Source organism: Pseudomonas sp. GM84 (assembly GCF_000282535.1).
Taxonomy (GTDB): Bacteria; Pseudomonadota; Gammaproteobacteria; order Pseudomonadales; family Pseudomonadaceae; genus Aquipseudomonas.
In genome coordinates this window covers 1-11,243 of sequence record NZ_AKJC01000197.1, presented here as the reverse complement: position 1 = coordinate 11,243, position 11,243 = coordinate 1, and the positions used below count along the sequence as shown (strand labels likewise).

At 63.9% G+C, this 11,243-nt stretch carries 11 protein-coding genes; 3 read left to right on the top strand and 8 right to left on the bottom strand.

The features are described from left to right. Positions 1-85: 85 nt before the first annotated feature. Positions 86-3,151 (bottom strand): efflux RND transporter permease subunit, encoded by a 3,066-nt coding sequence (locus tag PMI38_RS16460; protein WP_008096108.1) that lies wholly within the window; start codon positions 3,149-3,151, stop codon positions 86-88. 6 nt (positions 3,152-3,157) lie between these two features. Next, on the bottom strand, positions 3,158-4,258 hold the full coding sequence (locus PMI38_RS16455; RefSeq protein WP_008096106.1) for an efflux RND transporter periplasmic adaptor subunit: 1,101 nt from the start codon (positions 4,256-4,258) through the stop codon (positions 3,158-3,160). Positions 4,259-4,427: 169 nt separating this feature from the next. Here PMI38_RS16455 and PMI38_RS16450 point away from each other — a divergent pair, with 169 nt between their 5' ends. Together PMI38_RS16450 and PMI38_RS16445 are read left to right on the top strand one after the other, a co-directional pair. Continuing rightward, on the top strand, positions 4,428-5,069 hold the full coding sequence (locus PMI38_RS16450; RefSeq protein ID WP_043273791.1) for a TetR/AcrR family transcriptional regulator: 642 nt from the start codon (positions 4,428-4,430) through the stop codon (positions 5,067-5,069). Between the two features lie 158 nt (positions 5,070-5,227). Beyond that, positions 5,228-6,127 (top strand): RHS repeat-associated core domain-containing protein, encoded by a 900-nt coding sequence (locus PMI38_RS16445; protein ID WP_008096102.1) that lies wholly within the window; start codon positions 5,228-5,230, stop codon positions 6,125-6,127. Here the strand turns inward: PMI38_RS16445 and PMI38_RS16440 are convergent. After that, positions 6,124-6,900: a class I SAM-dependent methyltransferase gene (locus PMI38_RS16440; RefSeq protein ID WP_008096100.1), complete on the bottom strand. Its 777-nt coding sequence runs from the start codon at positions 6,898-6,900 to the stop codon at positions 6,124-6,126. The two genes, PMI38_RS16445 and PMI38_RS16440, sit on opposite strands and share 4 nt — an antisense overlap. 104 nt (positions 6,901-7,004) lie before the next feature. Here PMI38_RS16440 and PMI38_RS16435 point away from each other — a divergent pair, with 104 nt between their 5' ends. Further along, complete coding sequence (locus PMI38_RS16435; protein WP_008096097.1) at positions 7,005-7,625, top strand: hypothetical protein; 621 nt, start codon at positions 7,005-7,007, stop codon at positions 7,623-7,625. A 2-nt stretch (positions 7,626-7,627) separates the two neighbouring features. On the opposite strand, the gene PMI38_RS16430 is transcribed toward PMI38_RS16435, so the two are convergent. From PMI38_RS16430 to tsaB, 5 genes are all read right to left on the bottom strand, one after another. Then, positions 7,628-8,314 (bottom strand): extensin-like domain-containing protein, encoded by a 687-nt coding sequence (locus tag PMI38_RS16430; protein ID WP_008096096.1) that lies wholly within the window; start codon positions 8,312-8,314, stop codon positions 7,628-7,630. A 6-nt stretch (positions 8,315-8,320) separates the two neighbouring features. Beyond that, positions 8,321-9,151 (bottom strand): isocitrate lyase/PEP mutase family protein, encoded by an 831-nt coding sequence (locus tag PMI38_RS16425; protein WP_008096094.1) that lies wholly within the window; start codon positions 9,149-9,151, stop codon positions 8,321-8,323. A gap of 30 nt (positions 9,152-9,181) precedes the next feature. Then, a complete protein-coding gene (locus tag PMI38_RS16420) occupies positions 9,182-10,051 on the bottom strand; it encodes a DUF72 domain-containing protein (RefSeq protein WP_008096092.1) in 870 nt (289 codons plus the stop codon). Between the two features lie 3 nt (positions 10,052-10,054). After that, on the bottom strand, positions 10,055-10,342 hold the full coding sequence (locus PMI38_RS16415; protein WP_008096090.1) for a hypothetical protein: 288 nt from the start codon (positions 10,340-10,342) through the stop codon (positions 10,055-10,057). Between the two features lie 130 nt (positions 10,343-10,472). Then, positions 10,473-11,147 (bottom strand): tRNA (adenosine(37)-N6)-threonylcarbamoyltransferase complex dimerization subunit type 1 TsaB, encoded by a 675-nt coding sequence (tsaB, locus tag PMI38_RS16410; RefSeq protein WP_008096088.1) that lies wholly within the window; start codon positions 11,145-11,147, stop codon positions 10,473-10,475. Between the last annotated feature and the right edge of the window lie 96 nt (positions 11,148-11,243).

Genomic DNA, 11,243 nt, shown 5'->3' with positions numbered 1-11,243 from the left:
CAAGCCGGCTCCCACAGGTCTTCGGTAGTACTCTGTGGGAGCCGGCTTGCCGGCGATGGGAGGGCAACGCCCTCCCCCGCGATCTTCAGCCCTTCTTGACCCTGAACCACGCCGCATACAACGCCGGCAGGAACAACAGCGTCAGCACGGTAGCGACAATCAACCCCCCCATGATCGCCACCGCCATCGGCCCGTAGAACACACTCCTCGACAACGGAATCATCGCCAGCACCGCCGCCAGCGCCGTCAGCACGATCGGCCGGAAGCGCCGTACAGTGGCCTCGATGATCGCCTGCCAACGGTCCATCCCGGAGGCAATGTCCTGTTCGATCTGGTCCACCAGGATCACCGAGTTGCGCATGATCATCCCCGCCAGGGCAATGGTGCCGAGCATGGCGACGAAACCGAACGGCTGGCGGAACACCAGCAGAAACAGGGTCACGCCAATCAGCCCCAGGGGCGCGGTGAGGAACACCATCACCGTGCGCGAGAAACTGCGCAGCTGGATCATCAGCAGGCTGAGCACCACCACGATGAACAAAGGCATGCCGGCATTCACCGACTTCTGCCCGCGCTCGGAATCCTCGACCGTACCGCCCACCTCCAGCAAGTAGCCCTCGGGCAGTTTGTCCTTGATCGCCTGCAGGGTCGGGGCAATCTGCTTGATCAGCGTCGCCGGCTGTTCCTTGTCGTAGATATCGGCACGCACGGTCACCGTCGGCAAGCGGTTGCGGTGCCAGATGATGCCTTCCTCGAAGCCGTACTCCAGGGTCGCCACCTGCGACAGCGCCACGCTCTGGCCGCTGTCGGTGGGCAACGCCAGGCTGCCGAGGTTGCCCAGCTCGCTGCGCGCCTGCTGGGTGCCGCGCAGGAGGATCTCGATCAGCTCGTTGTCCTCACGGTACTGGCTGACCGTAGCGCCGCTCAGCGAGCTCTGCAGGAATCTCGACAGCTGCGCGGTACTGACGCCAAGGGCCCGCGCGCGGTCCTGGTCGATTTCCAGGAACACCGCCTTGCTCGGCTCTTCCCAGTCCAGATGAACGTTGACCACATGCGGGTTCTCGCGCACCTTGTCCGCCACTTCACGAGCCAGCTCACGGGCCTTCTCGATGTGTTCTCCGGTGACCCGGAACTGTACCGGGTAACCCACGGGCGGGCCGTTTTCCAGCCGCGTGACGCGGGCGCGCAGATCAGGGAACTGCTGGTCCATGGTAGCGATCAGCCAGCTGCGCAGGCGTTCGCGGTCTTCCATCGTTTTTGCCAGCACCACGAACTGGGCGAAACTGGCGGCTGGCAGCTGCTGGTCCAGTGGCAGGTAGTAGCGTGGCGAGCCCGTGCCGACATAGGCCACGTAGTTGTCGATGCCTTCCTGCTGCTTGAGCAACGCTTCCAGTTGCTTGACCCGCTCGGCGGTATTGGCCAGCGAAGCGCCTTCGGCGAGCTTGAGGTCGACCATCAGCTCTGGGCGCGCGGAGGCCGGGAAGAACTGCTGGGGCACGAAACGGAACAGCAGGATACTGCCGACGAAGGCTGCGATGGTCAGCAGGATGACCGTCTTGCGTCGCCGCACGCACCATTCCACCACGCGCCGCACGCGCTGATAGAACGGCGTGCCATAGGGGTCTGGCGCTTGCCCATCCTTGCCGTGGCGGGCCGCATGCAACTTCGCCAGGTCCGGTAGCAAGCGCTCCCCCAGGTAGGGCACGAAGACCACGGCCGCCACCCATGAGGTCAACAGCGCGATGGTCACCACCTGGAAGATCGAACGGGTGTACTCACCGGTGCTTGATGCGGCAGTGGCGATTGGCAGGAAGCCGGCGGCGGTAATCAGCGTACCGGTGAGCATCGGGAAGGCCGTGCTGGTCCAGGCGTAACTGGCCGCCTTGAGCCGATCGAAGCCCTGCTCCATCTTGATCGCCATCATTTCCACGGCAATGATCGCGTCGTCCACCAGCAAGCCCAGGGCCAGCACCAGCGCCCCAAGCGAAATCTTGTGCAGGCCGATGCCGAAGTAGTGCATGGCGGCGAAAGTCATGGCCAGCACCAGGGGGATCGCCAGGGCCACCACCAGGCCAGTGCGCAGCCCGAGCGAGAAGAAACTCACCAGCAGCACGATGACCAGCGCTTCGACCAGCACCTGGATGAATTCACCGACACTGGCCTTGACCGCGGCTGGCTGGTCCGAGACCTTGCGCAGTTCCATGCCGGCCGGCAAGTTGTGCGCCAGGCGCTCGAACTCGCCCTCCAGGGCCTTGCCAAGCACCAGGATGTCGCCGCCGTCCTTCATCGACACGGCCAGACCAATGGCGTCTTCGCCCATGAAGCGCATGCGCGGCGCGGGCGGGTCGTTGAAGCCGCGGTGCACCTCGGCGACATCCTTGATGCGGAAGGTGCGGTCACCGACTCGAATAGGGAACTGGCGAATCTGCTCGACACTGTCGAAACGCCCGCTGACCCGTAACTGCAGGCGCTCGCTGGGCGTCTCGAAGAAGCTGGCGGCGCTCACCGCATTCTGGTCACTCAGCGCCTGCTGCACAGACTCCAGCGGCACGCCGAGCGTGGCCAGCTTGAGGTTGGACAGCTCGATCCAGATCTTCTCGTCCTGCAAGCCCACCAGCTCGACCTTGCCCACGTCCTTGACCCGTTGCAGCTGGATCTGGATGCGGTCGGCATAATCCTTGAGCACCGCATAGTCGAAGCCGGTGCCGGTCAGTGCATAGATATTGCCGAAGGTGGTGCCGAACTCGTCGTTGAAGAACGGCCCCTGGATTTCCGGCGGCAAGGTGTGGCGGATATCCGCGACCTTCTTGCGGATCTGGTACCACAGCTCGGGAATGTCCTTGGAATGCATCGAGTCACGGGCCATGAAGGTGACCTGCGATTCACCCGGCCGGGAGAACGAGACGATCTTTTCGTACTCGCCGGTTTCCATCAGCTTTTTCTCGATGCGCTCGGTGACCTGGCGCGACACTTCCTCGGCCGTGGCCCCAGGCCAGATGGTGCGGATGACCATGGCCTTGAAGGTGAATGGTGGGTCCTCGCTCTGACCCAGCTTGGTGTAGGACATGGCGCCAATGGCTGCCAGCAGGATCATCAGGAACAGTACGATCTGGCGATTGCGCAGCGCCCAGGCGGAAAGGTTGAAACCCATCGGGACTTACTCCTTGGCCGTCAGGTTCACTACACGGTTGGTACGATCCACGGGGCGCACCTGTTGCCCCTCACGCAACACATGGCCACCTGCGGCGACAATCCAGTCGCCAGGCTTGAGGCCGTCGAGCACCGGCACGCTCTCTGCGCCATAGGCGCCGAGGCGCACCGCGGCACGTTCCAGACGACTGTCCTGATTGACCCGCCAGACATAGGCCTGGCCGTTCTCGGCCGTCACCGCCGACAACGGCACCGCCAGCGGGATCACCCCGTCATGGGCGATGAACACCCGCGCACTCTGGCCAAGCTCGGCTGGCGTCTTGGTCGAAGTGAAGGCAATGCGCGCGGCGAAGGTACGCGAACGCGGGTCGGCAGCAGGCGACAACTCACGGATACGCCCCTCGAACCGCTGATTGGGGTGCGACCACAGTTCGACACTCACCTGCTGGCCCACGGCGAAGCGGGCGAACTGCTGTTCCGGCAGACCAATCGCCACCTCGCGCTCGCCATCGGCGGCCAGGGTGAACACCGTTTGCCCGGCGGCGACCACCTGACCGACCTCGACTTGACGCTTGGCGATGACCCCGGCCTGCGGCGCGCGCAACACGGCATATTCTGCCTGGTTGCCGGCCACGTCGAACTCCGCCTTGGCCTGCTTCAGGCGAGCCAGGCCAGCGCGATAGAGGTTTTCGGCATTGTCGTATTGCGAGTGGCTGACCATCTGCCGCGCCAGCAGTTTCTGGTAGCGGTCACGCTCGGCGCGCACCAGCGACAGGTTGGCTTCGGCGGCAGCCATCTGGGCGCGGTTGGCTTCCAGTTGCAGGCGCACGTCCTGAGGGTCGAGTTCGGCCAGCGGCTGCTCGGCCTTGACCCGTTGCCCCTCCTCGACCAGCCGTTTGCTCACCTTGCCGCCGATGCGGAAGGCCAGCTCCGGCTCGAAGCGCGCACGCACTTCACCGGGATAACTGTCGGCAGCCGCTTCGGCCGGCTGCGGCTGGACCACCAGGGCCGGGCGCGGCGCGGTGGGCGCAGCGGCTTCCTGCCCGCAGGCCGCAAGGAGCAGCACCGCGGCAGCGGGCAAAGCGAGGGACAAGGCATGACGCAACATGATGAATCCTTTCGCGACGGGCGCATTGAATATTTATACTGACGAGTATATTAAATCAGGGAACCGAGGCCGGGAAGCCAGCGTCGGAAAGAAAAACAACATCAACGATTGGTCGCGCCCCTGCAGCCGGAAGCCGTCTTAGCCGGTAAGATGTGCGCCCCTCCACCAGATGCGGATTCCAATGCTCAACGACGCACCCATCGGCCCAGGCCGGCCCAAGGACCTGGCCAAGCGCGAGGCAATCCTCGAGGCCGCCAAGACACTGTTCCTCAGCCTTGGCTATGCCAACACCAGCATGGATGCGGTCGCTGCGGCGGCAGGTGTTTCGAAGCTCACCGTCTACAGCCACTTCAACGACAAGCAGACCCTGTTCGGCTCGGCGGTCATGGCGACCTGCCAGAACCAGCTGCCTGACCTGATCTTCGAGTACCCCGAAGGCGCGGCGGTGGAGGATGTGCTACTGACTATCGCCCGGGGCTTCCAGGCACTGATCAGCAGTGACGAGGCGGTCAAGCTGAGCCGCTTGATCATGGCCCAGGGCAGTCAGGATCCGAGCTTTGGCGAATTCTTCTACGAGGCCGGGCCCAAGCGCGTGCTGACGGGGATGGAGGCGCTGTTGCGCGGAGTGGATGAGCGCGGGCTGCTGCGCATCGACAATCCGTTACGCGCGGCGGAGCACTTCTTCTGCCTGGTCAAGGGCGCGCCGGATTATCGCTTGCTGTTGGGGTGCGCCGGACCGTTGCAAGGGGATGAGGCAGAGGCGCATGTGCGCGAGGTGGTAGGCGTATTCATCCGGGCGTTCCAGCCCTGAAGTGACTGGCTGCCTGCCAATTGACTTACGCGGTCTCTTGTAGGAGCGGCCTTGTGTCGCGATAGGGCTGCATAGCAGCCCTAGTATTTTTGCCAGTAGTCAGCCTTCCACGCATCTCGCATGCTCATAGCTAATCCATGGCTATGAGGGCAGATACCATGTCAGTACAAGCACTGCGGTTTTTTTATAAGGGCAACAAGCTCGCTACGTTGCATACAGGCACGGCTCAGCACACAGTCGTCAGCGCCAATAACCAAAACCTGTACGAAACCACCGACCAAACTTCGCAACTGCGACTGCTGGCCACCGATGCGCAAGATTCAACAGTCATCACGCAATCGGAAAACCAGGCCACCATTGCCTATAGCCCATACGGTGAAGACAATTGCCCACCCGCCAGCCCGACAGTGTCCCGGTTCACGGGGCAGAGCTGGTTGCCCTCAGGCATTGGTTACTTGCTGGGTAATGGTCACCGCCTGTTCAACCCGGGGATGATGCGTTTTCATAGTCCGGACAGCTTGTCGCCGTTTGCAAGAGGTGGCCTCAATGCGTATGCCTATTGCGGTAACGACCCCATCAACAGAGTGGACCCTAGTGGCAGATTTTTCGGAAGGCTGTTTAAACGGATTAATCAGGGCTATTCATACTACAAGCTGACTCCACGCTTGGATGAGCCGAGCCCTAACCTATCCAGAAATGAATACAACGCGCTCTCAAAATCAATCGATAAACGCCAGCTCCGATTGAGAGAAAAACTAAACCGCGCACGGAAATCTGGCAATATCCCAAAAGCAAACAATGCAGTCCAAGAACTGGGCGCGCTTGCTCAGCAAAGCGAAATATTGGGCAGCTTGTCAGTTGACACGAACAAGCGCTTCAATTTTGACATCACCCACATTACGCAAGCGCTGCTGGGTGACATTCCTGCCCACCCCGGCCCTACCAGTAAACGTGCTGAAGAAATACTTAACAGCCCTTCAACCATTGACCCTTCAATCCCGGAAGATCTGGTAGACCAGGACATGCTGGAACGCATGCGGCGCCTGCGTGAAGGCTAGGCCTTCAACGCCTTTTTCGGATAGATGTCATACCGGCTCGACTTGCCCTCCAGACTATGGCTGGGCTTCGGCCCGTCAATGATCGGCGCCTTGCGCGGCCGCTTCACCACCACCCGGTGGCTGGCCAGCGCAAGGGCCGCTTCGAGCAACGCGGGCGCATCCAGGTCATCACCGACCAGCGGCCGGAACACGCGCATTTCCTTCTTCACCAGCGCACTCTTGTCGCGGTGCGGGAACATCGGGTCGAGGTAGATCACCTGCGGCGCCTCCCCTTCCCAGGCGCGCATGCGCTCGATGGCATTGCCGGTCAGCAGGCGCATGCGTCCGACGATAGGGCCCACCTCTGCATCCGACCGGGCTCGCGCCAGGCCGTCCTCCAGCAATGCAGCGATCAGCGGCTGGCGTTCGATCAGGGTCATCTGGCAACCCAGGCTGGCCAGCACGAACGCATCCTTGCCCAACCCTGCCGTGGCATCGAGCACCAGCGGCCGGATGCCTTGGGAAATGCCCACGGCCTTGGCGATCATCTGCCCGTTGCCACCGCCAAACTGGCGCCGGTGCGCTGCCTGGCCTTCAACGAAGTCCACACGCACCGGCCCGGGCGCCTGCGGGCCCAGCTGCTGGATCTGCAAGCCTTCAGCGCCCACCTGCACGGCGAAGCCGGCGGCATCGTCCTGCAGCGGCAGGCCCAGGCGCTCGGCCCATACCGTGGCCTGTTGCGCATACTCAGCCGACATCGCTTCGACCCTGATACCCGTGCCTTGCTCTTCCATCGTCCACACCTGAAAAATCAAACCAAGCCCTTAATGAATCGGCAGCATCGGCCGATACAGGCAATATCCCGCTATTCTGCCAGAGCACAACGCGCGCGACTGCCATGACAGATACTCTTCCCATCGGCTTGACCTACCTGTCGCCTGTCGGCAACTACGGTCGGCAGAATACCCAGGCACTCGGGGGCGTCAGCCACCTGTGGCAGGATTTCTTCGCCCGCGCCATGGCCGAGCAGCAAGCGCAGGAGCCCGATAGCTTCAAACAGGCGATGGTGCAGTACGACAAGGACAGCGGAGAGCCGATCGGTGGAGCCAAGGCCCTGGCCCTGATCGACGCCCAGCGCGCCTGCCCCGTGCACGACACCGTCGTCGCACCGCCCGAACCGCTGTTCCTGCCCAAGGCGGAGCTTGAGGCCAACTTGCTGGAGCCGGCGCCCGAGCCGTTCAGCACCGCCGAGATGATCCAGCAGCAGCGACAGCTCGACATCAGCAACACCTGGCTGCGCCCGGTGGTCATGAGCCAGGGCCACCCTCTTCTGCAGCCTGGCCCCGCACCCTCGCCGCGCCCACTGCACCTGCCGATTGCCGAATTCGAGATGGACCTGCTCGACCCGGCGCCGGAACCCTACGCCGAAACGGCCCTGGCCCGGCAGCAGAACGACCTGGAATTCGACATCCATTGGGCGCGCCCGGTGGTGCTGAACAACGTTCGCTTCCACGCCTGAGATCAGCGGCAGACCTGCCAGAGCCCCATATCGAGGTGAAAGTGGTTGTGGTGGGCGGCATTGTAATCCGGGCCCAGCACCGTACTGAAGCTTTCGCACGCGGCCTGCTGAACCTGGCGCAGGAACTGCGCCTTCTGCCCGCCCGCCTGCCAGTCCCGCGCCAGCACGATGCGCTGGCCGTCCTGCAAGCGAAAGCCGCTGATATCCAGGGCATTGGCCGTAGCGTGCTGGCTCAGCCGGCCCTGCTTGCGGTGATAGACATTGCGGCAAGCAAAGCTACCCAGATGATCGACCTGCGTCACGGCCTGGCCAAAGACCTGTTGCGCTGCAGGTTGCAGGCCGTGCGCTTCGAACAACGCATAAGCCACCGCCAACGGGCAGCTGGCGAGAAAACTGCTGCTCAGTCGCGCCTGTCCTTGTTCGATACGCCATACGTTCTGCAGCGGGCAGTTGGCCGCTGCAGGGCTGTCGGCCTGCGCCCTGTAGCGCAGGCGAGTGGTCTCAAGCGCCTGCCGGCACAAGCCTGGGTCCTTGCGCAAACGGGCCAGCTTGTAGGGGGTCAACAGGTTGGGCGGTTGGCGGACGTCCAGCGCCGCCCAGGGGTTCCAGGCGTCCGGCAGGCGCCAGCCGTATAGCCAGGCCAGGCCCGCCGCGAGCAGCAGGCCGCACAGCCAGGCCAGCGCGCGCACGTCCCCTCAGCGACGGAACAGATCGTTGAGCTGGGCGAAGGGCAATGCCTGCTCCCCGTAACTGAACGTACCCTGATCACGGATCTCCAGCGCCGCACGCTGGAACGCCCCGAGCGCCGCACGGGCCAACGACGAGCCCACGCTGATACGGCGCACGCCCAGGTCCTGCAGCTGGTTGACGCTCAGTGGCACACCCGCCAGACCCATCAGCACGTTCACCGGCTTCGGCGCCACCGCCTGCACCACCGCGCGAATCTCGTCGACGCTGCGCAGCCCCGGCGCATACAGCACATCGGCCCCCGCCTCGGCATAGGCCTGCAGGCGCAAAATGGTGTCGTCCAGGTCCATGCGCCCGTGCAGCAGGTTTTCCGCACGGGCGCAGAGGGTGAACGGGAATGGCAGGCTGCGTGCGGCCTGCACGGCGGCGCGCACCCGCTCCACGGCCAGGCCGAAGTCATGGATCGGCGCGTCACTGCGACCACTGGCATCTTCGATTGAGCCGCCCACCAGGCCTGTTTCGGCGGCCCGCAGAATGGTCTGGGCACAATCTTCGGGCAGGTCGCCAAAGCCATTTTCCAGGTCGGCGGCGACCGGCAAGGCGGTGGCGTCGACGATGAGCCCGGCGTTGTCGAGCGTCTCGTCCAGGCTCAAGGCGCCCTCGGCATCCGGCCGCCCGAGGCTGAAGGCAAGCCCGGCACTGGTCGTGGCCAGCGCCTCGAAGCCCAGGCTGGCCAGGAGCTTGGCAGAGCCGGCGTCCCAAGGGTTGGGGATGACGAAGGCGCCATCACGCTCGTGCAGTGCCTTGAAGGCTTCGGCACGCAGGGTTTGTACATCCATGGTCACAACCTCCGGCTGGTCGGGGAATGGTCAGAGTAGTCCCAGTTGTTCGACCTCGGGGGCGCGCGGCAATTCCGGCAAAGCGGCAAGGCCCGGCAGGCGCGCCATCAGCCGCTGGTGGAAACGCTGGGCCAGTGCGGCGGCCAGGCGGTTGTCGGAGGTGTGCAGGAACACATAAGGGCTGCGCCCTTCCTCGATCCAGGCCGCGACCTTGTCCACCCAGGGTGTGAGAAAGGTTTCGTTGGCCTCAAGCTCGGGATGGCCGATGAAGCGCACCTGCGGGTGCTGAGTGAAAGCGGCAGGCCGTGGCGGAACCTTGGGTTTCTTCGACTGCGCGTGAAGCACGGCGGGATCGCGTGAGGTGCAACTGAACAGCGCGCGTGGGTCGAGGCAGATGCGCTCGACGCCACGCTCATGCAGCAGACGGTTGAGCAGCCGCTCCTCCTCGCCCTTGGCGAAGAAGGCCTGGTTGCGCACCTCCACGGCCACCGGCACGCCGATCTCGTCGAGAAAGTAGCCGAGCTCGCCCAACCGCGCCGGCCCGAACTGGGCCGACAGCTGCAGCCAGTACGGCGATACTCGCTGCCCCAACGGGGCCATCAGGCGGGTGAATTCGAAAGCAGGCTCGAGTTGATCACGCAGGTCTCCCTCATGGCTGATATCCCTGGGAAACTTGGCAGTGAAGCGAAAGTGCGCGGGCATGACCTGCGCCCAGCGCGCAAGGGTGCCGGGGGCGGGACGGGCGTAGAAGGTGGTGTTGCCCTCGACGGCGTTGAACACCTGGCTGTAGAAGCCAAGCATTTCACCGCTGCTGGCGTCGGCGGGATACAGGTAGTCGCGCCAGGCGTTTTCGCTCCACGACGGACAACCCAGAAAATATGGCAGGGGGGATGGACTCATCCCTCAAATGTACAGGTCGAGCCCCAGTACTTCCATGTCCCAATCGGTAAAACCGGCGGTGCTGAGGTAGCTGGCCAGGGCCGTAGCAGTGCGGCGGTCGCGGGCGCGGGGGAAAATCATGTCCTGCTGGCGGGCCGGCAGGCCAGCACCGCGCAGGCGCGGCGTGGATTCCTGAGCGACTTCGCTCTCCTCGATCAGTTCGGCATCTTCGATGGCCTGATCGCGCACCCCTGCTTTGCGCGGTGCGCGCTTGACCGGGTAAGACTGCGATGAGAAACCGTCGATACGCATGGTGTGAGCACTCAGAACCGATGATGGCAATTTAGCAGCATCAGAGTTCCATCGCTAATGCTCGAGTGATAACTGGACCACAGTTCACGCCAAAGGTTTATCGACAACCGCGATAACCGACGAACAGCACTCAGCGTGCCTTGGGCGTGGCTACATTATCGCGCAGGTAAACCGGTTGCGCCTGTTCGGCAGTGATGGCCTCGCCGCGTGCCCAGGCGAAGCGGGCCAGGCTCAGGATGTCCAAGGCATTGGGCAGCGCCGCCGGGTTGCTGGCACTGACCTGCACGGCCAGGCGCTCGGCGTAGCCCCAACCGGTGCCCGCGCCATACCAGTCGCCACTGCTGCCTTCCGGCAACGCCACGCGCTCCGGCGGCAGCACCGCCTCCAGGCCTTGCAGGCGCATTTCGCCGGCCTCTGCCTTGTAGCAACCCCAGTACACCTCGTCCATGCGCGCATCGATGGCCGCTGCCACCTGCTGCACGCCATGCTCGCGCAGCGCACCCTGGGCCAGCGCGGCCAGGTTGGACACTGGCAGCACCGGGCGCTCCAGGGCGAAGGCCAGGCCCTGCACCACACCGATGGCAATGCGCACGCCGGTGAAGGCGCCCGGGCCACGGCCGAACGCGATGGCGTCGAGGGCGTTCAATGCCACACCGGAATCGCCCAGCAGCTGCTTGATCATCGGCAGCAGCTTCTGCGCGTGCATGCGCGGGATCACCTCGTAATGGCTGGTTACCTTGCCATCATGCAGCAGCGCGACGGAACAGGCTTCGGTGGCGGTATCCAGGGCCAGCAGGGTGGTCATCGAACGGGTATCCAGGTGCAGAGGGAAAAGAGCGGCAGTATAGAGGAGGCGCGGCGTTGTGTCGTCAAGGGGCCGCTGTGCGGCCCTATCGCCGGC

What these genes read in the sequence shown, in the direction of transcription:
- PMI38_RS16455 (WP_008096106.1), bottom strand. Translation starts at nt 4,258, where the DNA reads ATGTTGCGTCATGCCTTGTCCCTCGCTTTGCCCGCTGCCGCGGTGCTG.
- PMI38_RS16445 (WP_008096102.1), top strand. Translation starts at nt 5,228, where the DNA reads ATGTCAGTACAAGCACTGCGGTTTTTTTATAAGGGCAACAAGCTCGCT.
- PMI38_RS16440 (WP_008096100.1), bottom strand. Translation starts at nt 6,900, where the DNA reads ATGGAAGAGCAAGGCACGGGTATCAGGGTCGAAGCGATGTCGGCTGAG.
- PMI38_RS16415 (WP_008096090.1), bottom strand. Translation starts at nt 10,342, where the DNA reads ATGCGTATCGACGGTTTCTCATCGCAGTCTTACCCGGTCAAGCGCGCA.
- PMI38_RS16425 (WP_008096094.1), bottom strand. Translation starts at nt 9,151, where the DNA reads ATGGATGTACAAACCCTGCGTGCCGAAGCCTTCAAGGCACTGCACGAG.
- PMI38_RS16460 (WP_008096108.1), bottom strand. Translation starts at nt 3,151, where the DNA reads ATGGGTTTCAACCTTTCCGCCTGGGCGCTGCGCAATCGCCAGATCGTA.
- PMI38_RS16435 (WP_008096097.1), top strand. Translation starts at nt 7,005, where the DNA reads ATGACAGATACTCTTCCCATCGGCTTGACCTACCTGTCGCCTGTCGGC.
- tsaB (WP_008096088.1), bottom strand. Translation starts at nt 11,147, where the DNA reads ATGACCACCCTGCTGGCCCTGGATACCGCCACCGAAGCCTGTTCCGTC.
- PMI38_RS16450 (WP_043273791.1), top strand. Translation starts at nt 4,428, where the DNA reads ATGCGGATTCCAATGCTCAACGACGCACCCATCGGCCCAGGCCGGCCC.
- PMI38_RS16420 (WP_008096092.1), bottom strand. Translation starts at nt 10,051, where the DNA reads ATGAGTCCATCCCCCCTGCCATATTTTCTGGGTTGTCCGTCGTGGAGC.